A 21948-nucleotide genomic window follows, 5' to 3' on the forward strand; every position below is an offset into this window, starting at 1 on the left:
TTCATCCTGTTTTCTATTTTCTTCATTTCTGTGGTACGATGAGTTTATACATAAAAAAACAATTTCATAAGGAGGAACCCTCATGCATAGTGCAGAGAATTGTATCTTTTGTAAAATTATCGCCGGCGAAATCCCGTCAGCAAAGGTTTATGAAGATGAACATGTGCTGGCATTTCTCGATATCAGCCAAGTGACGAAAGGCCACACCCTCGTTATCCCGAAAACCCATATTGAAAATGTTTACGAATTTACAGACGAATTAGCGAAACAATATTTTCACGCCGTTCCGAAAATTGCCCGCGCCATCAGGGATGAATTTGAACCGATCGGCTTAAATACGTTAAACAACAACGGCGAAAAAGCAGGACAATCTGTTTTCCATTACCATATGCATATTATCCCGCGCTACGGAAAAGGAGACGGATTCGGAGCAGTGTGGAAAACACATGCAGATGATTACAAACCGGAAGATCTCCAAGACATTTCTTCATCCATTGCCAAACGCCTGGCCTCATCATAAAGATGAGGTTTTTTTATTTGTGAACAATTCGCAAATATTCGTCATTTTCTTTTGATAATTCTAATTTTTTATCAAAAAAACTGAATTTTTGTGATAGGATAATTGTATTATTTATTACATTAACGTGGAAAACAGGGAGAGATCATGATGGAACGTACAACGAATTTTAACGCAGGTCCTGCAGCGCTGCCATTAGAAGTTCTGCAAACAGCACAGAAAGAGTTTATTGATTTTAATGAATCCGGCATGTCCGTTATGGAGCTTTCCCACCGCAGCAAAGAATATGAAGCGGTGCATCAAAAAGCGAAAAGCTTGCTGATTGAACTGATGGGCATCCCGGAAGACTATGACATTCTGTTTCTTCAAGGCGGGGCAAGCCTTCAATTCTCAATGCTTCCGATGAACTTTTTAACACCTGAAAAAACCGCTCATTTTGTGATGACAGGCGCTTGGTCTGAAAAAGCGCTCGCTGAAGCGAAACTGTTCGGAAACACATCTGTGACGGCGACAAGCGAATCAGACAATTACAGCTACATTCCCAAGGTTGACCTTACAGATGTAAAAGACGGCGCATATTTACATATTACATCTAACAATACGATTTTCGGCACACAGTGGCAGGAATTCCCGAATTCTCCAATTCCGCTTGTCGCTGACATGTCCAGCGATATTTTAAGCCGAAAAATCGATGTATCCAAATTTGACGTCATTTACGGCGGTGCCCAAAAAAACCTTGGTCCTTCAGGTGTTACCGTTGTCGTAATGAAAAAATCATGGCTGCAAAATGAAAATGCCAACGTTCCGAAAATCCTTAAATATTCAACACATGTCAAAGCGGATTCTCTTTACAACACTCCGCCTACATTTGCCATTTATATGCTGAGCCTCGTCCTTGAGTGGCTGAAGAAAAACGGCGGAGTTGAAGCCGCTGAACAGCGCAACGAACAAAAAGCACAGGTTCTTTACAGCTGCATTGACGAAAGCAATGGCTTCTATAAAGGCCATGCCAGAAAGGACAGCCGTTCATGCATGAACGTTACCTTTACGCTCCGTGATGACGGTTTAACGAAAAAGTTCGTTCAGGAGGCAAAAGAAACAAAAATGGTAGGCCTTGGCGGACACCGTTCAGTAGGAGGCTGCCGTGCTTCCATTTATAATGCGGTGTCACTGGAAGACTGTGAAAAATTAGCTGCGTTCATGAAGAAATTCCAGCAGGAAAATGAGTAAAAAGTCTGGCTGTGCAAACCATTCGTTTGGTATACTGTTTGCATAACAAATTCTTTAAGCCTTCGCAATAAATGATGAGCATATTATTGGAGGGCAAAAAGCTTAGCAGAGGAGAGCATAGTTATGAAAACAAAAGAGTTAGTCATTATGGCTCTGTTTGCCGCAATCGGCGCAGCGCTCCATTCCATTATTCCGCCCTTTTTAGGCGGGATGAAACCAGATATGATGCTGATCATGATGTTTATGGGCATCCTTCTGTTCCCGCGGGTGCAAAATGTACTCGTTATCGGGATTGTGACCGGGATCATTTCAGCTCTTACAACCGCATTTCCGGCCGGACAGATTCCGAATATCATTGACAAACCTGTATCAGCGTTTCTGTTTTTCTTCCTGTTCCTTCTGGTCAGAAAGAGCCAGAAAACAGCTGCAGCCGCAGTGCTGACAGTCATCGGCACCATCTTATCAGGAACTGTATTTTTAACGTCAGCTTTATTTATCGTCGGTTTGCCTGGCGGTTTCGCCGCATTATTTGCCGCAGTCGTTCTTCCGGCAGCTGTATTGAATACAATTGCCATGATCATAATGTATCCGATTGTGCAAACCATTTTAAGACGCTCAAGTTTTATGGAAGCTGCAAAATAAATGTGACACAAAACCTCTTCCGCTTCCGGGAGAGGTTTTTTTAAAAAAAGAGCCCGCAGCATGTCAGCATGTTTTAAGCGAGGAGTTTTGTGAAAAAGATAAGACATAGTGTAAAGGCGGTTCCGGTTGAACAAACAAGCGCTTTCTGCCGGATGACTTTCTTCGGCGGATAAGAAGCAGCCTGGCTGAGAAGTCTGATATAGTAAATGGCGCCTGTTGCAAAGGCAAGGGTGATGCAGGATAACACAATCATAAAGACAGACAACCTTCTCCCTCCTTTTCACTTAAAAAATATGCTAAAATAAAGCAAGCTATGTATAGAAGTTCATTCTTCGAACAAAATTGAAAAAGCTGCACGTATCATATTTCAAGAAAAAAACGGGGTGATTTTAATGGCGGACGGACGTTCTCTATTAACAGGACTATTCGTGGGCGGCATCATCGGAGGTGCTGCAGTTCTTCTATCAGCACCTTCTTCAGGTAAACAGCTGCGTGAAAAAATCAAAACCAATTGCGATTCTTTTGAAGAAACGATCAAGCGCTTAAAATCAGACGGCTTAACTTTAAAGGACCAGCTAGTGAAAGCGGCAAAAGAAAGTGCAGATGTCATTAAAGACGTGAGCGGTGAACTGCAAACCTCAATTAAAAAATGGCAGGAAGAGATCAAACCTCATCAGCAGGATCTTCAAAAAGAAATCGCCGATATTGAAGAAAAAATCAAACAGCTGGAGAAAACCTTACAAAACTAATATCCTATTCAAAGGAAAAAAGTGCGGGTCATAACATGACCTGCACTTTTTTTATTCGCAAAAGCCTTTCCTAGCAACGGCTCAAGAATTTATTAAAAAATTCTTACATTTTCATCTTTATTAATCTTTATTTTATTGGCATAATAGAGAAAAAGATAAAGAGAAGCAGGTGACGTAATGAATCAAGTGGAACCGCCTTATGATGTGAAAGAGGCTCTGGTCTTCACCCAGAAAATGGCTCAGCTTAGCAAAGCTCTTTGGAAATCGATTGAGAAGGATTGGCAGCAATGGCTCAAACCGTATGACCTGAATATTAATGAGCACCATATTTTATGGATTGCTTATCAGCTGAATGGAGCTTCCATTTCTGAAATTGCAAAGTTCGGAGTCATGCATGTTTCAACGGCATTTAACTTTTCAAAAAAGCTTGAGGAACGCGGGTATTTAAGGTTTTCAAAACGGCTGAACGATAAACGAAACACATATGTTCAGCTGACTGAGGAAGGAACTGAGGTATTCTGGAGCTTGCTTGAAGAATTTGATCCGACGCGCAACGCGGTTTTTAAAGGGTCACAGCCTCTGTATCATTTATTCGGAAAGTTCCCTGAAGTGGCAGAAATGATGTGTATGATCCGCCATATATACGGCGATGATTTTATGGAAATCTTTGAAACATCACTCACAAATATCGACAACGACTTTGAAAGCGTAAACGGAAAACTGAAGAAAAAAGCAACGGACACTGCTGCGGATGAATCAGCCGAAGAACTTCAACCTGTAAACAGTTAATCAAAGTGTCTGATAATGTCTATAAAAACTTCCATCAGTTCTTTATAAAGCCCCTGCTCATACAGGGCAAAAATCGTTTCATGAACATCTAATTTTTCGTTCAGCTGTCCGGCAAAAAGCGCAAGGAGCTTATCAAAGGTTACAAATCCTTGCGCTTTTTGTGCTGCCAGCTCCTCCGACAATTCACCGCATATGCGCACAACCTCTTCCCCTTCTTCTCTGCTCAGCCCTTTATCAATCAGCAGCGCATAGAAAGGGTACCTATCCATATCCACTGTTTTCACTAATAATTGTATGTAATATTCCAATCGCTCAATGCGATGATCCATCGAATCCATCCACACCACTTCTTTCTATCTTTAATCTTATTTTAGCTGATAATTCACTGAGAAGAAAGTTCTAACCCCATATTTCATAGATTGTTTGCTCCTTTCAAAAAAATACCTATTGAAAGATATTTTTTCTTAAAAAAGCATTGATTTTTTTTCTTGGGAGGAGTAAATTATTTTGAGATTCTATTCAAGATGTACGGAAGGATGACTTTGATGAATTGCTGGAAAACCATAAATCTGATGAAAGATTATGGTGCCGTTCGCATAATATTGATTGCTGTGTGTTTCATGATTATGGTTTTTATATCTAACTTCTTAGCATTTGAGCTGTTGCGGCCTAAAACAAGCTTGAGCGATGAATATGTACCGCTGTTCGGCGTTTTGCTCGTCGTTATTTTATTTGTACATAAAGTCATCCATGTCCTGCCGATCATCTGCAAAAAAAGAAAAATAGAAAAAAAGATTTATATATGGCGTATGCGAACGTGGAAACGAATACCGAAAACGACGATGCTGATTTCACTGTTAAGCCCTTTTATGCTGATAACACCTGTATTATTTTACGCCGCGCTGGCGTTTCCGAATCACGCCCATTACTTCTGCATGATTTCAGGCATTCATGCAGGCTACTGTCTGCCTGACTTTTTGCTGGCTCTGAAGCTGATGCAAGCACCGAAAGCATGCTTTATCGATCAGGAAGCAGACGGCTTGGATATTTTGGTCGAAAAGTAGCGGACGCTTGGCGCTGTGCCGATTTTTCAGTTTACATTCTATCTTTTTTGATAAATATTTGGTAATGTAATATGGGAGCAGTTCAGAGAGAGGGGGAATCTCCCATCATTTTATTCTATTTTATCGTGACTGCCTTGTTTATTGTTTACTTTATAAACAGGCTCACCAATACATTATGCCTTGTCAGAGAGATTCCTGAAGAGCGCCAGGATAAGGTATTTCGATTTATCAATGTATGTATATTAATTTTACTGATCTCTTCATTTGTGGAGATATCCTTTACTGTTTAAATATGAAGGAAGTAAAGAAAGCATAGCTGCCGGTCTCGCTAGAACCGGCAGCTATGCTTTTTTGCATTGATTAGTAAAGCCAAGAAGCGCCGATGATAATCAACAAGATAAATAAGACGACCAATAAAGCGAAACCGCCTGCAAATACTTCACCCATCTTAAAAAGCACCTCCTGTAAAAAGCTTTATTTTCCAATTACATCTTATGCAGTTAATTGATGAAACGATTAGGCGCTTGTGAAAGTAAAGGATCGCTTATTCAACAAGCGATCCCTTTTGCTGCTTAGTAGATGTAAGCTGCACCTACAATGATAAGCAAAATGAACAGTACAACAAGCAAAGCGAAACCGTTTGAATATCCTCCGCTCATGTTACATACCTCCTTTTCTTGATCAATATATTTGTATGTCATCAGCGAAAGTTTGACTAGACGAATGCCCTTTATTTAAAATCTTTTTACAGAAAGCCACAATATGTTATGATACGCATAGGCAATTCAATTTGGAATGATTAGGAGTGTTTGAAACAATGAAGAAAATCGCAATAGCAGCTATCACTGCTACAAGCATCCTCGCTCTCAGTGCTTGCAGCAGCGGCGACAAAGAAGTCATCGCAAAAACAGACGCAGGCGATGTAACAAAAGGCGAACTTTACACAAACATGAAAAAACAAGCTGGAGCGAGCGTCCTGACTCAGCTGGTGCAAGAAAAAGTTTTGGACAAGAAATACAAAGTATCAGATAAAGAAATTGACAACAAGATGAAAGAATACAAAACACAGCTCGGTGATCAATATACTGCGTTAGAAGATCAATACGGAAAAGATTACCTCAAAGAACAAGTTAAATATGAATTGCTTACACAAAAAGCAGCTAAAGATAACATCAAAGTTACAGATGACGAAATTAAAGAATACTGGGAAAACTTAAAAGGCCAAATTCGCGCAAGCCACATCCTTGTCGCTGACAAAAAGACAGCTGAGGAAGTAGAGAAAAAGCTGAAAAAAGGCGAGAAATTTGATGCCCTTGCGAAGGAATACTCTACAGACACAGGCTCAGCTACAAACGGTGGCGAACTTGGTTGGATTTCAAAAGATAACGAACAACTGGATTCCACATTCAGAAAAGCTGCATTCAAGTTGAAAACAAACGAAGTCAGCGACCCTGTGAAAACACAATTTGGCTACCATATCATCAAAAAGACTGAAGAACGCGGAAAATATGAAGATATGAAAAAAGAGCTGAAATCTGATGTTCTCGACCAAAAACTTAATGACAACACAGCTGTGCAGGCAGCCGTTCAAAAAGTAATGAAAAAAGCTGACATCGATGTGAAGGATAAAGATTTGAAGGATACATTTAACACTTCTGCTTCTACTAGCAGTCCTTCAAGCAGTTCTAAATAATAAAAAAAAAGCTGTGCAGGCTCACCGGAGCTGCGCAGCTTTTTTTATGCGATGGAATGATTTTGGTTTTCTTCCTCACGCTGCTGGGACGTGCGGCGTTCTTTTTCTTTTTCCATCCTTTCAATATAAATCTGACCTTCTTTTTCAATAAAAGACTGGTCTAACTTATCTTCCTCTTTGGCTGCTGACACCAGCTTATATGCACTGAAAATGATACCCACAATACAAAGATATACCCACCATGGAAAAAACAACACGGGCTTCTCCCCCTTTTGCATAGATTCTTTATTTTTAACCTTATGCAGGAATGAGACAGGTTATGAGCGGGAAAAGCATGTAAAAAAGGACTGAGCTGAACATGTCAGCATCAGTCCTTTTTGATTATTGATGAAAAGTCGGTTTATAAAAGGAACGGTTTTCAAGTGCAAATACACGTTCAGTGTACTCACCCGGCTTCACGCGCTCCAGCGCTCTGTCCATCATATTCATTTTCGCATCCAGATTATCAATATAGTGCAAAATTTCCGCTTCTTTTACCATCGGCGGTTTTGGGCTGCCCCATTCTGCTTTGCCGTGATGGCTCAGGATCAAGTGCTGAAGAATCAACACCTCTTCAGAATCGATTTGAAGCTCCTCAGCCGCTTTTGACAGCTCTGTGACCATAATGGAAATATGGCCGAGCAGATTGCCTTCTACTGTATAGGAAGTGGAAACGGGCCCGGACAGCTCTTTCACTTTTCCGAGATCGTGAAGGATAACTCCTGCATAAAGAAGATCACGGTCAAGAGACGGATATAAATCAGCAATTGCTTTTGCCAGATTCAGCATAGAGACGACGTGATACGCTAAACCTGAGACAAACTCGTGATGATTTTTCGTAGCCGCCGGATAATCCATAAATTCTGCTTCGTGCTTTTTGACCAAATATCTTGTTATCCGCTGGATATTTGGATTTTTCATTTCAAATATATATTGAGTGATGGTATCCAGCATTTCATTTTTCGGAATCGGCGCAGTTTCCAAAAAATCATCAATATTGACGTTTTCATTCTCGCTTACCGGTCTGATATTTCTCAGCTTCAGCTGGGTGCGTCCGCGGTAATGGTGGACATCCCCCACAACCTTAACGATCGTCTGCGGCGCATAGGTTACTTCATCACTTTGCTTGGCATCCCACAGCTTGGCTTCAATATCACCTGACTGGTCTTGAAGCATCAGAGTTAAAAACGGTTTTCCATTGCTTGCAATCCCTTTTGTTAAGGATTTAATCAATAGATATTGGTCAACCTGTTCGCCAACCTCATGTAGCATAATCCCTTTAGCCATACTATTAAAGCTCCCTCCATATCTTACATAATATCAGTATATCACATACCGATTTTCAGCTATATAACCTCATTTATGATACTAAATGGATGATTTGATCACTTTGAAACGCATTTTTTACATGTTCATGGCATGTAAAATAGAAAATCTGCCGTTCTCCTCCTGATAAAACAGCAAGCATTTCCAGCACGCGGTTCAGACGTTTCTGATCGAAATGTACAAAGCTGTCGTCGAGCTGGAATGGCAGCATTGCCCCATCCTGACGAGTAACGGCCAGAGCGAAACGAATTGCTGTATACAGCTGTTCACACGTGCCCTGAGACAGCTCTTCCGCCTGAAATACCGTTCCAGCGCTGTTCATAACCATGATGGAATCATCTGTTTCGGAAAAATAAATCGATTGATAGCTGCCGTCAGTCAGCGGGCGGAAGAATTCTTCAGCTGTCTCCAAAAGACGCGGCAATCCGACTTTTTTATGCCGCTCCATTTTGTTTCTGATCACATGTCTGACCATTTGAATCGATGCCCATTTTTTTGCAGCTTCTTTCACACGCTCTTTTTGCATTTCAGTTTGCAATTTGAGATCTGAGACCAATCCCGAAGCCTCTAACTGTTCCTGTTTGACCAAAAGCAATGCGATTTGGGCGCGCAGCTGTTTCAGCTCCTCATCGAGCCGTTCTTTTTTTTCATGTTCCTGCAGTCGTTTTTGTTCCAATTCAGAAAGAGTGCCGGAGTCCGCCAGATGAAGTTCTGCTGAGCTGACACCTTGAAGCTGTGCATTAACGTTATACAGCCTTATTTCAGTATCCTTCAATTTCTTGCTGATGTCGGCTATGGCGAAAAACTCATTTCTGTCTTTTGCTCCCGCCTCAGTGAATAATTGTTCGATCTGCGCTTGGAAATACCGTATTTCTTGCTCCAGCTCCAGCACCTGCTCTTCGTGAAATTGGATATCTGTTTCAATTTCTCTTTTTTGCTTCTCGATCTCTTTTTCGCGTTCCGCATTTTTCCGCAGTGCGTGAAGGACATCAGCCACGGGGGTTTGAGAATCGTTTTTGTCAGAATGCAGCATTCTGACGCGTTCCTCAAATGTCCGCCGATGCTTTTGTAATCTCCCGGCTTCGATCGTCAGCTCATGTTTTTTCTTCACTACTTTTTTTACATCCTTCATTACATTGTAAGCATCCAGTAAGAAGGAAGGGTCTTCCTTAAATCCGAGTTCATTCATGAATTGCTCAGCTTGACTGAAGGAGGGAGCCATATCGGCCTCCCACTGTTCGAATTGCTGGATGATCCTTTCGTAAGCTGCCTCTTTCTGCTGGAGCTCTGCCTGCAACGATGTGAGGTGCTGTTTATTGCGGTCATCCTCCCATAACGCTTCTCTAATCGCTTCGGCTTCTCGCGGAGAAATATCCATTTCTGGCTCTTCCCTCTCCCTTACTTCTTCAGAAGACAGCGGCTTTCTGCCAGTTGTAAAGACATACAGCATGAGTGCAGCGCCGACGCATATGGCTGGAATCCATTGCCCCAGCAGCAGAAAGAGAACCATGAAGAGAATGCCTGCTGCAATCACGATCTTCTTTTGTTTCGCCTGCTGCCTTTCGAAGAACTTCAGCTGTTCCCTCAGTTTCATCTGCTCTTGATGCTGTCCCTGTGCTTCATCATATGCTTTAAGAGCGGCTTCTTTTTCTTTTCTTTGGCTGTTTTCAAGTATGGCGGTAGATACGTCACGAATTGCCCTTTCAGCGTCTTCCAGCTCGCGCCGCGCCGCTTCAAACGCTTCATCAAGCTGTCTTTTTCTGTCTCTTGCCTGTACGTAATGCCGCACCGCCTGCTGGAGCTGCCATTCATAGTCATAAGACGTGTTCATATTCAGCAGTTCATTTTCATCTGTTTTATTCAGCTGCTCCAGCCCAGCCGCTGCCTGTGAAGAGGACTGACGCAGCTGAGCCTGGATGGCGGCAAGCTGTTCCCCGTAGGATTGGTACATATGATACGCTGATGATAGCTCTAGGATAAGCGCTTCATTCGCCAATATATCCTCATTCGGGTTAAGCTTTTGCAGCTGTTTGTCCAACTCTGCAAGCTTTACCCGAAGCGCCTCCAGCTGTGCGGATTTCGGATGAAGATGGGATTCATACTTTTCTAAACGATGTATCCCGTCAGCAGGGAATTGCCCCGCATGCTCCGGATATTGTTCAATCGCCTGTTCCAGCGCAGTTTTTTCGATTAGCACCGGCTTCAGTTCAATGGCTCTGTCGATGTTTCGAATATGTTCCGCAGTCTCATTCAGCTCTGTTTCAGCAGCAGCAAGACGGGATTCAAGCGTTCTTTTCTCCTCAAGTAGCTGATGATAGCCCGCCTCCTCCGCTTCAGCCTGCTTCAGCTTTGCTGCCAGCTGCTTCAGCGTTTCCAGCTCCTGATTCAAATGAGGGTTTCGGCCGTTTGGTTTAAAGAGCCTTTCGCTTTCCTTCATCAGTCTTGAATCAAGCTTTGATACAGCTTCAGCGCCAAACAGGCTGGAAAACAGCAGGAATTCTCCAATCTTGTCCCGATTAAAGGCGTGAATTTCCTGCAATCCGAATACGTCAAACGAATAAATGGCTTTGTACAGCGCCCTGTCCGTACCCTGGAACAGCTGCTTCAGAAAATCTTCCTGCTTTACCTCTCCGGTTTCTGTGTACACCCTTACCTTCTCAGCGGTTCCTTTCGTCCGTTCAATCTTCATCACGCCGTATTCAGGGTGTTCAGCCTCAAGAACACCGCCATACACACCGCCTGATTTCGGTTCATATTTTTTCGATTTCGGAAAACCAAACAGCATGCTTTCGATAAATGACATCATCGTCGTTTTTCCTGCCTCATTTAGTCCGTAGATTAATTGGACAGGCGAGGCGGAAAAGTGAAAGGTTCGATTTGAAAATTTTCCGTATTGGTAGATATGTATTGATATGATTCGCATAGCTTTCATCGCCTCATGACTCAAGCACCTTAAGCTGTCTTTTCAATAAAACCTGTGCCTGCTCTTTTATTTCCTTTATCTCCTCTTGACTAAACCGGTCTGCGTGTCTTCTATATACAGGATGCCGCTCAAGTCCTTCCAGCACGCCTGCAAGATCAGTCTGTTCAATGTCTTCCAATAAACCGCCGAAAAAAGGATCAAGGCTCTTAAGCTCTGCTTCATTTTCCGTCTCATCTTCTAATGAGAGCGGCCATATAAAATTCTCCTCGTCTACCTCTTGCTCCTGAAAGGCTTCAAGGAGCTCATCCAGTGAACCTCTCGGCGCATCCGATAACCATTCTGGCGCGATCCCCTGTAATACGAGCTTCACACAAGCAGGAGTCCCTTTTTTCCGCAGCTTTGAAAACGTGTCCTCGACAATTTGAAAGAGCGCGGTCATATTCTCTATCGCTGACACATCAACTTCTGCTTTCTCCCACAGGACGTCATGCGCTTTCTTAAATTCATAGGAAATATCTCCGCGCTCCACACGGACAAGATAAAAGCCTTTATCTCCTGTTTCCTTCATATGGCGCGCTTGAGGATTTCCCGGATATATCACGGCCGGATTCCCGGCAGAAACAACCTGGCGTTTGTGAATATGGCCAAGCGCCCAATAATCCATCCCGCTTTTCACAAGATCATCCTGAGTAAACGGGCAATATGGATCGTGTCCTTCAGATCCTGATAACGTGCCGTGGAGCATCCCGATATGAAAGGGCGCGTCAGTTGATCTCCGGTAGCGGGCGGCTTGGTTTTCCGTCACGGCTCTGGTCTGATAGCTGAAACCGTAAATGCTTGCTGCGCGCCTGCCATCCTTATAAAACGATTTTTCTTCAGGGACTGGGGATGTAAACATGTGAACATTCGCCGGCCATTCAATCGGCGTCCATTCTCCGCCGAGATGATCATGGTTCCCAAAAATCACATAGACTGAAATCCCGTACTCTCTAAGTCTATCGAACTGTTTTTTCAAAAAGAGCTGCGCCTTTAAACTTCGATTGGCCTCATCAAACAAATCCCCCGCCAGCAAAACGAAATCAACGTTCTCTGTGATTGCAGCGTCTATGATATGTCTCACGCTTGAAAACGTGCTTTCTTTGATCCGGGCAAAAATGGGTTCCGGCAGATGCGATATCCCGTAAAACGGGCTGTCGAGATGAAGATCTGACGCATGAATAAAGGTTAGATCAGTCAACATTCTGCTCCTTTCCAGGATGAAGTACCCTTATTTTAGCACCGATTTCTTACGAATGCACGTTCTGCCAAAACGAATACAATCAAAAACAGCCTGAGCATCCCCAGGCTGTTTTCCAATCAGCTTTTTGACAAACGCAGCGCTTGTTTGATTGCTTTAAACGCGCTTGAGTTGCCGTAAATCAAGACGCCGCCTTTATAAATTCTGGCGCCAATGACGGCAAGTATGATAATGGTGAGCAATGTTATCCCGATGCCGGCAGCCGCCTGCCAAAACGGAATATCAAGCATGCCGACGCGCAAGAACATAATCATCGGCGTAAAGAACGGGATAAACGATGTGACCGTAATAAATCCTGCGTCCGGAGCGTTTAGTCCGAACATGGCAATCATAAAACCGGCAACCACCAAAAGCGTCATCGGTGTGATCGTTTGCTGCACGTCCTCTATTCTGCTGACGACGCTGCCAAGAAACGCGGCCAGTGTCGCATATAAAAAGTAACCGAGCAAAAAGAAAATAACAGCATATATCACGGTAGAAACGGGAACGTCGGTCAGATTAAGAAAACCGCCGACAGATGAAGCCGTTTCGCTCGTTTTGTTCAGCTTCAGCGATAGATATCCGGCAGAAATAATGACAGCAAGCTGTGTTATTCCGACAAGCCCGATGCCTAACAGCTTTGCAAACATTTGCTGGATCGGCGGCATGCTTGAGATGAGGATTTCCATGACACGCGAAGATTTTTCAGTCGCAACCTCCATCGCAATCATACTGGCATACATAATAACGGAGAAATATATGACAAACAGCATAATGTAAACAAGCCCCATCGCCTGCCCCAGCTCTTCCTCAGACTTTGCACCCTCTTTCAGCGCCTCCTGCCCGACAGTGACAGGCGCATAGAGGCTGCTGATGGTTTCCTGCGAAACGCCGAGCTCCTCTGTTCCAACAGCGGTCTTTGTTTGTGTTAACGCCTGCTGCAGTGTTTGGTACGTGCTTTCATCCGAAATCGTTAACGCTTTGTACGTCCCTGAGATCGTCCCTTTTTCATCTCTTTTGATAATGAGCATCCCATCAAGCGTTTCATCTTTGACTTGCTTTATAACCTTTTCCTCTGATTGCTTAGACTGCTTCACATCAAGATCGCTGTCTGTATCGACTGCTTTCAGCTGCTTTGAGAAAATCGGATATAATTCGTTTGTTTCATCAATAACAGCAATTTTCTCTTTTGTATCTTCTCCTTGAAACATAGAAATGATCGATTCTAAATTGGTGACAGCCAATACAAGCAGAACCGTAATGACAGTAGAAATAATAAAAGACTTTGCCATAATTTTATTTTTGTATGTATGAGAAAGCATGATCAAAAATTTATTCATAGACGGCCCCCACCTTTTCTATAAAAATATCATGGAGTGACGGCTCTTCAAGCTCAAACTTTCGAATAAATCCTTTTCCTTGGAGCATAGCGAAGATCTCTTGAGAGATGTCTTCATTGGCAATTTGCAGCTTTACGCCGCCGGCCGTTTCTTTCCATTGCGTAATTCCTTCGTGCCCCTGTAAAAAATGCAGATCGTCATCGGAATGAATGGTCACATTCTTTTTGCCGAATGAACGTTTAATTTCCTTCAGTCTGCCTTGCACAACAGGCTTCCCTTTTTGCAAAATACAAAGGTGCTCACACAGCTCCTCGACATGCTCCATCCGATGGCTGGAAAATAAAATCGAGACACCGCTGTTTTTCAAAGAGATAACAGCCTCCTTCAACAGCTCGACATTGACAGGGTCCAGCCCGCTGAATGGTTCATCGAGAATCAGCAGCTCAGGCTTATGCAAAACCGACGAAATAAACTGGATTTTCTGCTGGTTTCCTTTTGAAAGCTCTTCTACTTTTTTATTCTCGTATTCTGTTATATTGAAGCGTTCAAGCCATGTTCCGAGCTCTTTTACGGCTTCGCGTTTCTCCATGCCTTTTAATCTTGCCAGATAGACAAGCTGGTCCTTTACCTTCATTTTCGGATAAAGTCCGCGCTCTTCCGGCAAATATCCGATTTTGTTGCTCATACTGTAGTTGACGGGACGGCCTTTCCAGCTGATCGTACCCTCCGTAATGCTTAATAAGCCGAGAATCATACGAAAGGTCGTCGTTTTTCCCGCTCCGTTTGCGCCTAAGAGGCCAAACATTTGCTGTTCCGGAATTTCCAAATTCAAACCGTCAACCGCTTTATAATCTCCAAATGTCTTCGTTACGTGATCAATCGTCAGCACCGAATCTCCTCCTTCCCTGACCCATTATATACTATATTTGGTTAAAACATAATAAAGGATTTTGGTTTGTTTTTTAGAATATAAATGAAGAAAGAACGATAAATGATGAAGTTGGAGGCGAAATATAATGGCGGAGTATTTTCTTACGGCTTTTGATCCTTCGGGAGAAATACTGATAAACGAGCGATTTGACGCAGAAAACGAAGATACGGCAAAAAAGCAGGGTGAAGCCCTATTAAAGGAAAAAGAGATTCATCGTCATACCCATCGTTTAGTGAATGCAGCCGGAAAGCTGATTTTGTTTCAGAGATGATCAGCTTCCCGGCTGATCTGTTATGCTTGAAACTTCGGCTCCCGTTTCTCTAAAAATGCACGGATTCCTTCCTGGTGATCTTTTGTCCTCCTCATTCTCTCCTGGGCACTTCGTTCAAGAGCCAGCACCTTCTTCAATTCATCAATATGGAGGCTTTGAAAAATGGCTTTCGTCTCAATCATTGCCAATAGGGGCGAGGCTAAAAGCGTTTCAACATAAGGTCTTGCACCTTCCGCAGGATCTCCGTTAAATGTTCCATCCAAGAGACCCATGCCAGCCGCTTCTTCAGCGGATAGCTTTTTCCCGCTCCAAATCAGCTTTTTCGCTTTCGCTTCCCCAATCCTTTTTTTCAGCAAATAATGTCCCCCGCCATCAGGAACAAGGCCGATGCCGATAAAGTTCATTGCAAGGACGGCATTTTTCTCCGCAAGCACAATGTCAGCACAAAGTGCTAAACTCAAGCCCAGCCCAGCGGCAGCACCATGGACAGCGGCAATTGTCACTTTTTTCATTTCGTATAACGTTAAAGTAATGGCTTCGATCGTATCCATCAGCTGCCTAAATTGATCAGGATCATGCTCAGAGGTCATCATCCGTATATCGCCGCCTGCCGAAAAACCTTTTCCGGTACCTCTCAGGAGGACGATGAGCGCCTCGCTTTCAGAAACCTTTTCACACGCCTCCTTCAGCTCGAAAAGCATTTGCTCATTCAAGGCGTGATGAGCATCAGGACGATTCAGCACAATTTCTGCCACAGGCCCCTTCAGTTCATATTGAATATAATCCATATGAAACACCTCCATGTATACGCTTTCTTTTTTTCTTTCTCATATACATTCCCCGCCGTCCTTAAAGAAACCTTTTTTATTTTTCAAGGTCAATAGATACTGAAAAATGCATATCATTTGAATGGGAACATAAAGTTTTATATAGTGAAATGGAAGGGATATAGAATGAGAAAGGGGGAAGGTAACATGGATAAATTGCTGATCAGCTTTCTATTAAGCTTATTTATGGTGTGCTTTCCCCCTTCTGACGTGGCCCTGCCCTCACAGTTTGATGCAAGCACTGACAGCTATGTGCCAATGTCCTCATATCCGAAAGAATCACAATCAGCCAAAACGCCGTCACCGGGCAGTCTGCATCTGGCGGAGTTTATGAAAGAGTACAATCCATTGGCGCAGTCTATCAGAACGTTATCTGTCAAGCCGCTTGATGATCCTCACATCAACAGGCTGGAAAGGGTTTGTGCCGTCCCTGTCAAATACCAGTCTAATTACCTCCGAATATGAATGTATATCGTTTTGTTTGTACCCTATCTTTTATGCCAACACTACATTCGGAGGGATTTTCATTGAATATAAAAGAAAACGATCTGCCGGGAATCGGCAAAAAATTTGAAATTGAAACAAGAAACCGCGAAAAAATGACGATTATCATTCATGATGACGGAAGAAGAGAAATCTATCGATTTGATGATCGGGATCCGGATGAGCTTCTTTCCAATATTTCATTGGATGATTCTGAAGCAAGGCAAATTGCAGCCATTTTAGGCGGCATGGTCTATAAGCCGCAGGCGCTGGAATCCATCGAGATGGCGTTTAGCGACCTCATTATTGAATGGTTTAAGGTGGAAAAAGGCGCGAAGTCAATCGGGCGCACCCTCGGCGAACTTGATGTCCGTCAAAACTATGATGTCACTGTCATCGCCATCATTAAACACAACCAGCAAAAGTTTTTAAATCCAGGCGCTGACTCGGTGATTGAAGAAGATGATACCCTTGTCCTCTCAGGTGAAAGAAAGCATCTGAAAAAACTGACTCATGATTTTCTTTCTAGAGAGGGCGTGTGATCAGCGGATGGATCATCTTGTTTTTGAAGTCGGAACTGCGCTTGTGCTTGTGGCAATTGCCAGTGTCATCGCAAATAAAATTAAGTTTTCAATTATCCCGTTTCTCATTATTTTAGGGATGCTGCTTGGCCCTCATGCCCCTAAAGTCGGGATCATTGACCTCACGTTTATAGAAAGCAGTGAAATCATTGAGTTTTTCGGGCGGATGGGCGTGCTTTTCCTCCTTTTCTATCTCGGACTTGAATTCTCTGTCGGAAAGCTGATCAAGTCTGGAAAATCCATCGCAATTGGCGGATCAATTTATATTTTGATTAACTTCAGCCTCGGACTGCTTTATGGCTTTATCACCGGGTTTTCTTTTCTGGAAGTCCTCGTGCTGGCAGGCGTCATCACCATTTCTTCAAGCGCGATCGTCGCAAAAGTGCTGGTCGATTTAAAAAGAACGGCCAACCCGGAAACAGAGCTGATTCTCGGCATTATTATGTTTGAGGATATCTTCCTTGCCGTGTATCTGTCTGTTGTTTCCGGCCTTGTGCTTGGAGACGCGACATCAGTCGGGAGTGCGCTTTTGTCCATTCTGATCGCATTTGGCTATATGCTGCTGTTTTTTATCGCGGCCAGAAAGCTCCCGCCGCTTTTGAATAAGCTGTTGGACATTCGCTCGAACGAAGTGTTTATTATCGTCATTTTTGCAGCGCTCTTTTTCATCGCCGGATTTTCAGAGACAATTCATGTGGCAGAAGCCATCGGCGCGCTGCTGCTCGGTTTGGTATTTTCGGAAACAGAGCATTCCGATCGGATTGAGCACCTTGTCGTTCCGTTTCGCGACTTTTTCGGCGCGATGTTCTTTTTCAGCTTCGGCCTCAGCATAGACCCTTTTTCACTTGGTGAAGCGGTTTGGCTGGCATTGGGAGCTGTGATCCTGACCATATTCGGAAACTTTATCGCCGGAATGGTGGCTGGACGCCGCGCAGGGCTTTCTCATAAAGCCTCATCCAATATCGGTCTTACGATCGTATCACGGGGTGAGTTTTCGATTATCGTTGCCAACCTCGGCATAGCCGGCGGCCTGTCAGCCACATTAAAGCCGTTCGCCGCATTATATGTCCTCATTCTGGCGATTTTGGGGCCATTATTAACAAAAGAGTCAAAATGGATTTACCGCCAGCTAAACAAGGTGTTTAAATGGAAGCCGGACGTTCAGCCTGTGAAAAAACAGCGGGGATAAAAAAAAGCAGCACTGTGATCAGTGCTGCTTTGTCGTTCTCTCAAAAATCTGCTCTAAATATTTGATCTTTTCGTCCGTGTAGTGCTCAAATCGGTCATTGTATGATTTCGGGTCTTTCGGATTGGCAAAGTGTGTGATTTTCCCTGTATCCGGATCAATAAATTTGCTTGCCGCACCGCAGCCGATGCCGATAATCGTCTGCACTTCTTCCATAATCATAATGTTGTAGATGCTTTCCTGGCCCGGAATCGAGTACCCGACGTTTTCCAGATTTCCAAGAATATTTTTCTGGCGGTATAAATAATAAGGCACGTATCCATGTTCTTTCGTCCAAGCTACCGCATCATCCATCATTTGAGAAACCTCTTCTCTCCCGGCAACTTTGTATTTATGTTTGTTTCTTGTCATTTCTGACGCCCGCTTAAAGGAAAGGGTATGAACAGTCAGCGATTCCGGCATCAGTTTCTCGGTTTCTGAGAGGCTGTGTCTGAACTCCTTCACGCCTTCGCCAGGCAAACCGATAATTAAATCCATATTGATATTATTCATGCCGTGCTGGCGTGACAGATGGTATTTTTCAATGGTCTCTTCCACCGTATGATGACGGCCGATTGCTTTGAGCGTTTCGTTTTCATAGGATTGCGGGTTAATGCTGATCCTGTCAATATCATATTTGTTCAACACGTCAAGTTTTTCTTCAGTAATCGTGTCGGGGCGGCCGGCTTCCACAGTAATTTCCCGAATGTTTTTCACATCCGGGAAGGAGCGGACCATTTCTTCATACAGAAGATCCATCTCTTCCGCTGTAATGCTTGTAGGCGTCCCGCCGCCAAAATATATGGTTGTGACCTTGACGTCATGCTCCTTGAGCCATTCGCCGATTTTCTGCATTTCGTAATGCAGCCCCCATAAAAATGAGCCGACTCTGCCTGCTTGTCCTTGGATGGCGTATGCAGGGAATGTGCAATACGCACATTTGGTCGGGCAGAAAGGAATGCCGATATAAATACTGACTTCGTCCTTTACTTGATACAAATCAGGAACTGCCGCCAGCTGCCTGTCGACAATTTGCTGCATCAATTCGATTTTCTCATCATGAATTAAATAGTCTTTTTTCAATTCTGCATGCGCCTGTTCCTTCGGCATCCCGCTTTGCAGCTTTTTATGAAGCAGCTTCGTCGGGCGGATTCCCGTGAGAATTCCCCACTTTTGCGTCATGCCCGTATGCGCTTGAAGTAGATTTAAGTAAACATAAGAAATTGTGTTTTTTACTTGTTTGAAAGCTTCTTTTTCATTCATATCAGGAGAAAAAGATTTAGTATGGTGTTCCTTAATTCCGGTTCCTTTCACTTCTCCTGAAACCGTCACATGCTCATCCGTTTGCGTGCACGCTAAAGAGATGACAAGATCCGCCGGCTCCTCTCCGCCGTAGACAAGACCGCATTCCTCATAAAACAAATTTGCGATATTTTGCAGTGGCCGATGAAGGCGGTCATCGTGTATGCCTTCTATTTTAATTTGCAACTTCATCACCTAATTTATCAGATTCAAAACTTTCTTTAGTGTACAGAAATAAACAGCTAAAATCAATCCGGCAAAAAAGCCGCCGCACCTGTTTGGGCGCGAGCGGCTTTTTTTATACGCGTTTCATGTGGAACTTATCGAGGAACCCTTTTCGCTGCTGCATACGGAAATATTCCTTCATCATATATGCGACGCCTTGCTCGTCATTTGACCTTGTGACCCAATCTGCTTTTCTCTTTATTTCCGGTGCAGCGTTCCCCATTGCAACCCCAAGTCCGGCAAGCTCAATCATCGGAAGATCGTCTTGCTGATGGCCGATAGCGACTACATCCTCCATCCCCAGCCCCAGTTCCGAAGCAACAAGTGCAAGGCCCGCTTCCTTCGAAACTCCCTTTGGAACAATGTTCATCTTCTCATCGTTTACGCGAATCACGTCAACCGCCGGGAAGGCTTTTGTAATCGTTTCTGTAATGTCTTGCTGAATATCGTGTTCTGTATATACTTCGATGACGGGCGCACTCACCGGTTCATCCATCAGAAGATCGCTTAACGATTCAACAAACTGAACCGGGTAAAAGATGGGATCTGACGGGTGGATCAGCGCTTTCCCAAGCAAATTTGAATTGACCTTTTTCTTGTTTCCAATCGAATATTTCTCGTGAAGAAGCCTGATGTTGCATTGATAGCTCTCAAGCACTTGAACGATATTAAAAGTATGATCGTCAGAAATTCTTTTTTCAAAAAAGGGCGCGTCTATTTTCTCAGCGATATAGGCGCCGCTGTGGGTGATCAGCTTTGCATCAAGCTTCAGCGATTTTGCTATTTTCTGAGCTGAGCGAAAATGGCGGTTGGTGACAAGTGTGACGTAAATCCCTTTTTTCTTAACATATTCAATCGCGTCTTTCGTTGCCTGATGAATTTTCCCGTTCGACCGAAGCAGCGCTCCATCTATGTTTAAGGCAAGCAATTGTTTAGACACAGAGATGTCCCCCTCCTTGATGACTGTACTTGTGTATAGGATATGACCCTGTCTCTGTGTTTAGAACAACCTTTTCTGTACAGCAAAAAAAGCCTGACTCAGCAGACTTTATACGCAATCATAATAGGATACGATCGAAGCAGCCATTCTCCCTAATATCGTTATTTCGATTTACTTACGAAAAATCATGTATCAGGAACCCCTTATTTGACCAATGATGCGCTCCGAACACTTACTCTCTGTTGCTTATCCCCTCTATATAACGGCATGATATGCGACCGTATCCATTTGAAATAGGTAAGTGTAGGCGCTTTCAATGTTATTATCCCAGTTTTCTCTGCAGATGACAAGGGTTTTTTTAACTAAAAAAAGTAAACAATATCTGTGTAACTAAGGTAGCGTGTAATGTTAATTATTGGATTTCACCACTTGAATAGGAACGTACATTCGTATACAATATAAACATTAAATGAAAAAAGCGGTGGTCCAATGACTGTATTAAAAGAAATTTATAATCAAGAACTGATCTCTCGATTGACAGATACTGTAAAAGAAACCTATCCTGCATTCAACAAAGACAAATTCGAGGAACTCTTAATGACGGGAGAATGGCCTGGGCTCGCATTAAAAGAACGCATGCGCCGCATTACCGTTGCTTTATACGAAACACTGCCGAAACATTACGGTGAAGCGCTTGCGGTATTATGGGATGCAGCTCCTCATTTTAAGGGACTCAGCGGAATCATATTTCCTGATTATGTGGAGCATTACGGCTTAGAGCATTGGGATGATTCAATGAAGGCGTTAGAATACTTTACGGCATATTCCACTTCAGAATTTGCTGTGAGACCTTTTTTGCTTTTAAATCAGGAAAAAATGATTGCACAATTCCTGATATGGTCTAAGCATGAAAATGAGCACGTAAGAAGACTTGCGAGTGAAGGAAGCAGGCCCCGCCTCCCATGGGGAAAATCGATACCCGCTTTGAAATCGGACCCCTCCCCCGTGCTGCCGATCCTCGAGCAGCTGATGCAGGACGAGTCTTTGTATGTGAGAAAAAGTGTGGCCAACAACCTTAATGATATATCAAAAACGCATCCTCACTTGCTGAGAAAAGTCGCAGAACAATGGTATGGAACACATCCTCATACAGACTGGATCATCAAACACGCTTACCGGACCTTGTTAAAAAAAGGCGATAAACAGGATTTATCGCTTTTTGGCTATCACGATGCTGACTCGATTCAACTGCAAGAATTAACGTGCGAGTCCAGCCGTATTTCTATTGGCGAAACCCTCAAGTTTACTTTTCACATTCATTCAGACAGGGATCAGAAAGTAAGAATTGAGTACGCCATTGATTACGTAAAAGCCAGAGGCCAGCATCATCGAAAGGTATTTAAAATAACAGAAACGAATATACGAAAAAACGAAACAAAATCATATACCAAAACACAAACCTTTAAGGATTTATCTACAAGAAAACATTACAAAGGAATTCATACATTATCAGTGATCATCAATGGAGAGGTAAAGAAATCGCTGGATTTTCTAGTTTGCTGAACGAATAAAAAA

Annotated in this window: 26 protein-coding genes; 13 read left to right on the forward strand and 13 right to left on the reverse strand. The window is 43.3% G+C overall.

From position 1 onward, the window contains the following. Window positions 1–82: 82 nt before the first annotated feature. The 3 genes from CJU60_RS10055 (at window position 83) to trpP (ending at window position 2389) form a co-directional block, all read left to right on the forward strand. Entirely contained in the window at window positions 83–520 is a 438-nt protein-coding gene (locus tag CJU60_RS10055; protein WP_003327743.1) for an HIT family protein, read from the forward strand. A 147-nt stretch (window positions 521–667) separates the two neighbouring features. Next, window positions 668–1747, forward strand: coding sequence for a 3-phosphoserine/phosphohydroxythreonine transaminase (serC, locus tag CJU60_RS10060; RefSeq protein WP_095713713.1), 1080 nt, complete (start codon window positions 668–670; stop codon window positions 1745–1747). 123 nt (window positions 1748–1870) lie between these two features. Further along, window positions 1871–2389 carry a tryptophan transporter TrpP gene (trpP, locus tag CJU60_RS10065; RefSeq protein WP_095713714.1) on the forward strand — a complete coding sequence of 173 codons (519 nt, stop codon included), beginning with the start codon at window positions 1871–1873 and terminating at the stop codon, window positions 2387–2389. Between the two features lie 73 nt (window positions 2390–2462). Here the strand turns inward: trpP and yhzF are convergent, their stop codons facing one another. Beyond that, window positions 2463–2654: a membrane protein YhzF gene (gene yhzF / locus CJU60_RS10070; protein ID WP_024120779.1), complete on the reverse strand. Its 192-nt coding sequence runs from the start codon at window positions 2652–2654 to the stop codon at window positions 2463–2465. A gap of 127 nt (window positions 2655–2781) precedes the next feature. Between yhzF and CJU60_RS10075 the strand changes: the two genes are divergently transcribed. Together CJU60_RS10075 and CJU60_RS10080 are read left to right on the forward strand one after the other, a co-directional pair. After that, on the forward strand, window positions 2782–3138 hold the full coding sequence (locus tag CJU60_RS10075; protein WP_024120778.1) for a YtxH domain-containing protein: 357 nt from the start codon (window positions 2782–2784) through the stop codon (window positions 3136–3138). A gap of 177 nt (window positions 3139–3315) precedes the next feature. Next, window positions 3316–3927, forward strand: a complete 612-nt coding sequence (locus tag CJU60_RS10080) for an HTH-type transcriptional regulator Hpr (RefSeq protein WP_095713715.1) — start codon at window positions 3316–3318, stop codon at window positions 3925–3927. Here CJU60_RS10080 and CJU60_RS10085 read toward each other — a convergent pair. Continuing rightward, a complete protein-coding gene (locus tag CJU60_RS10085; protein ID WP_024120776.1) occupies window positions 3924–4265 on the reverse strand; it encodes a YhaI family protein in 342 nt (113 codons plus the stop codon). The two genes, CJU60_RS10080 and CJU60_RS10085, sit on opposite strands and share 4 nt — an antisense overlap. Window positions 4266–4472: 207 nt before the next feature. On the opposite strand from CJU60_RS10085, the gene CJU60_RS10090 reads away from it, so the two are divergent. Next, the gene (locus CJU60_RS10090; RefSeq protein ID WP_024120775.1) at window positions 4473–4991 is read left to right on the forward strand and encodes a DUF3267 domain-containing protein; all 519 of its coding nucleotides are present in this window, start codon (window positions 4473–4475) and stop codon (window positions 4989–4991) included. Between the two features lie 71 nt (window positions 4992–5062). Next, window positions 5063–5281 (forward strand): hypothetical protein, encoded by a 219-nt coding sequence (locus CJU60_RS10095; protein ID WP_081638266.1) that lies wholly within the window; start codon window positions 5063–5065, stop codon window positions 5279–5281. Window positions 5282–5351: 70 nt separating this feature from the next. Here the strand turns inward: CJU60_RS10095 and yhzE2 are convergent, their stop codons facing one another. Next, entirely contained in the window at window positions 5352–5438 is an 87-nt protein-coding gene (gene yhzE2 / locus CJU60_RS10100; protein ID WP_003155248.1) for a sporulation protein YhzE2, read from the reverse strand. A 125-nt stretch (window positions 5439–5563) separates the two neighbouring features. After that, a complete protein-coding gene (gene yhzE1 / locus CJU60_RS10105) occupies window positions 5564–5650 on the reverse strand; it encodes a sporulation protein YhzE1 (protein WP_003327753.1) in 87 nt (28 codons plus the stop codon). Window positions 5651–5808: 158 nt separating this feature from the next. On the opposite strand from yhzE1, the gene CJU60_RS10110 reads away from it, so the two are divergent. Continuing rightward, complete coding sequence (locus tag CJU60_RS10110; protein WP_024120774.1) at window positions 5809–6684, forward strand: peptidylprolyl isomerase; 876 nt, start codon at window positions 5809–5811, stop codon at window positions 6682–6684. A gap of 44 nt (window positions 6685–6728) precedes the next feature. On the opposite strand, the gene CJU60_RS10115 is transcribed toward CJU60_RS10110, so the two are convergent. From CJU60_RS10115 to CJU60_RS10140, 6 genes are all read right to left on the reverse strand, one after another. Next, on the reverse strand, window positions 6729–6941 hold the full coding sequence (locus CJU60_RS10115) for a sporulation YhaL family protein (RefSeq protein ID WP_010333590.1): 213 nt from the start codon (window positions 6939–6941) through the stop codon (window positions 6729–6731). A 124-nt stretch (window positions 6942–7065) separates the two neighbouring features. Next, window positions 7066–8010, reverse strand: a complete 945-nt coding sequence (gene yhaM, locus CJU60_RS10120; RefSeq protein ID WP_024120773.1) for a 3'-5' exoribonuclease YhaM — start codon at window positions 8008–8010, stop codon at window positions 7066–7068. 73 nt (window positions 8011–8083) lie between these two features. After that, window positions 8084–10981, reverse strand: a complete 2898-nt coding sequence (locus CJU60_RS10125; protein WP_095713761.1) for an ATP-binding protein — start codon at window positions 10979–10981, stop codon at window positions 8084–8086. A 4-nt stretch (window positions 10982–10985) separates the two neighbouring features. Beyond that, complete coding sequence (locus CJU60_RS10130; RefSeq protein WP_095713716.1) at window positions 10986–12212, reverse strand: metallophosphoesterase family protein; 1227 nt, start codon at window positions 12210–12212, stop codon at window positions 10986–10988. 116 nt (window positions 12213–12328) lie between these two features. Beyond that, a complete protein-coding gene (locus tag CJU60_RS10135) occupies window positions 12329–13588 on the reverse strand; it encodes an ABC transporter permease (RefSeq protein ID WP_095713717.1) in 1260 nt (419 codons plus the stop codon). Beyond that, entirely contained in the window at window positions 13581–14477 is an 897-nt protein-coding gene (locus CJU60_RS10140; protein ID WP_044156564.1) for an ABC transporter ATP-binding protein, read from the reverse strand. Before CJU60_RS10140 ends, CJU60_RS10135 begins: the two co-directional genes overlap by 8 nt. 127 nt (window positions 14478–14604) lie before the next feature. Between CJU60_RS10140 and CJU60_RS10145 the strand changes: the two genes are divergently transcribed. Beyond that, entirely contained in the window at window positions 14605–14790 is a 186-nt protein-coding gene (locus tag CJU60_RS10145) for a YhzD family protein (RefSeq protein ID WP_095713718.1), read from the forward strand. A 20-nt stretch (window positions 14791–14810) separates the two neighbouring features. Here the strand turns inward: CJU60_RS10145 and CJU60_RS10150 are convergent, their stop codons facing one another. Next, window positions 14811–15578: an enoyl-CoA hydratase gene (locus CJU60_RS10150; protein ID WP_024120767.1), complete on the reverse strand. Its 768-nt coding sequence runs from the start codon at window positions 15576–15578 to the stop codon at window positions 14811–14813. A gap of 165 nt (window positions 15579–15743) precedes the next feature. Between CJU60_RS10150 and CJU60_RS10155 the strand changes: the two genes are divergently transcribed. From CJU60_RS10155 to khtU, 3 genes are all read left to right on the forward strand, one after another. Beyond that, window positions 15744–16082, forward strand: a complete 339-nt coding sequence (locus CJU60_RS10155; RefSeq protein WP_081638265.1) for a hypothetical protein — start codon at window positions 15744–15746, stop codon at window positions 16080–16082. Between the two features lie 62 nt (window positions 16083–16144). After that, window positions 16145–16642, forward strand: coding sequence for a K(+)/H(+) antiporter subunit KhtT (gene khtT, locus CJU60_RS10160; RefSeq protein ID WP_010333581.1), 498 nt, complete (start codon window positions 16145–16147; stop codon window positions 16640–16642). 7 nt (window positions 16643–16649) lie between these two features. Beyond that, the gene (khtU, locus tag CJU60_RS10165) at window positions 16650–17870 is read left to right on the forward strand and encodes a K(+)/H(+) antiporter subunit KhtU (protein WP_010333580.1); all 1221 of its coding nucleotides are present in this window, start codon (window positions 16650–16652) and stop codon (window positions 17868–17870) included. 18 nt (window positions 17871–17888) lie between these two features. Here the strand turns inward: khtU and CJU60_RS10170 are convergent, their stop codons facing one another. Then, window positions 17889–19394 carry a coproporphyrinogen III oxidase gene (locus CJU60_RS10170; RefSeq protein ID WP_024120764.1) on the reverse strand — a complete coding sequence of 502 codons (1506 nt, stop codon included), beginning with the start codon at window positions 19392–19394 and terminating at the stop codon, window positions 17889–17891. 112 nt (window positions 19395–19506) lie between these two features. After that, window positions 19507–20373, reverse strand: coding sequence for a Cof-type HAD-IIB family hydrolase (locus CJU60_RS10175; RefSeq protein WP_059336402.1), 867 nt, complete (start codon window positions 20371–20373; stop codon window positions 19507–19509). A gap of 489 nt (window positions 20374–20862) precedes the next feature. Between CJU60_RS10175 and CJU60_RS10180 the strand changes: the two genes are divergently transcribed. After that, the gene (locus CJU60_RS10180) at window positions 20863–21936 is read left to right on the forward strand and encodes a DNA alkylation repair protein (protein WP_095713719.1); all 1074 of its coding nucleotides are present in this window, start codon (window positions 20863–20865) and stop codon (window positions 21934–21936) included. The last annotated feature ends 12 nt before the right edge of the window (window positions 21937–21948 follow it).

The sequence above is a fragment of the Bacillus sp. 7705b genome (assembly GCF_002289525.1).
GTDB classification, from domain to species: domain Bacteria; phylum Bacillota; class Bacilli; order Bacillales; family Bacillaceae; genus Bacillus; species Bacillus halotolerans.

Coding starts and splice junctions, on each gene's coding strand:
- CJU60_RS10090 (WP_024120775.1), top strand. CDS start 4,473: ATGAATTGCTGGAAAACCATAAATCTGATGAAAGATTATGGTGCCGTT.
- CJU60_RS10110 (WP_024120774.1), top strand. CDS start 5,809: ATGAAGAAAATCGCAATAGCAGCTATCACTGCTACAAGCATCCTCGCT.
- CJU60_RS10125 (WP_095713761.1), bottom strand. CDS start 10,981: ATGAAAGCTATGCGAATCATATCAATACATATCTACCAATACGGAAAA.
- trpP (WP_095713714.1), top strand. CDS start 1,871: ATGAAAACAAAAGAGTTAGTCATTATGGCTCTGTTTGCCGCAATCGGC.
- CJU60_RS10130 (WP_095713716.1), bottom strand. CDS start 12,212: ATGTTGACTGATCTAACCTTTATTCATGCGTCAGATCTTCATCTCGAC.
- CJU60_RS10150 (WP_024120767.1), bottom strand. CDS start 15,578: ATGGATTATATTCAATATGAACTGAAGGGGCCTGTGGCAGAAATTGTG.
- yhaM (WP_024120773.1), bottom strand. CDS start 8,010: ATGGCTAAAGGGATTATGCTACATGAGGTTGGCGAACAGGTTGACCAA.
- CJU60_RS10095 (WP_081638266.1), top strand. CDS start 5,063: ATGGGAGCAGTTCAGAGAGAGGGGGAATCTCCCATCATTTTATTCTAT.
- khtU (WP_010333580.1), top strand. CDS start 16,650: ATGGATCATCTTGTTTTTGAAGTCGGAACTGCGCTTGTGCTTGTGGCA.
- CJU60_RS10075 (WP_024120778.1), top strand. CDS start 2,782: ATGGCGGACGGACGTTCTCTATTAACAGGACTATTCGTGGGCGGCATC.
- yhzE1 (WP_003327753.1), bottom strand. CDS start 5,650: ATGAGCGGAGGATATTCAAACGGTTTCGCTTTGCTTGTTGTACTGTTC.
- CJU60_RS10080 (WP_095713715.1), top strand. CDS start 3,316: ATGAATCAAGTGGAACCGCCTTATGATGTGAAAGAGGCTCTGGTCTTC.
- CJU60_RS10180 (WP_095713719.1), top strand. CDS start 20,863: ATGACTGTATTAAAAGAAATTTATAATCAAGAACTGATCTCTCGATTG.
- CJU60_RS10085 (WP_024120776.1), bottom strand. CDS start 4,265: ATGGATTCGATGGATCATCGCATTGAGCGATTGGAATATTACATACAA.
- CJU60_RS10155 (WP_081638265.1), top strand. CDS start 15,744: ATGAGAAAGGGGGAAGGTAACATGGATAAATTGCTGATCAGCTTTCTA.
- CJU60_RS10055 (WP_003327743.1), top strand. CDS start 83: ATGCATAGTGCAGAGAATTGTATCTTTTGTAAAATTATCGCCGGCGAA.
- CJU60_RS10135 (WP_095713717.1), bottom strand. CDS start 13,588: ATGAATAAATTTTTGATCATGCTTTCTCATACATACAAAAATAAAATT.
- yhzE2 (WP_003155248.1), bottom strand. CDS start 5,438: ATGGGTGAAGTATTTGCAGGCGGTTTCGCTTTATTGGTCGTCTTATTT.
- serC (WP_095713713.1), top strand. CDS start 668: ATGGAACGTACAACGAATTTTAACGCAGGTCCTGCAGCGCTGCCATTA.
- CJU60_RS10145 (WP_095713718.1), top strand. CDS start 14,605: ATGGCGGAGTATTTTCTTACGGCTTTTGATCCTTCGGGAGAAATACTG.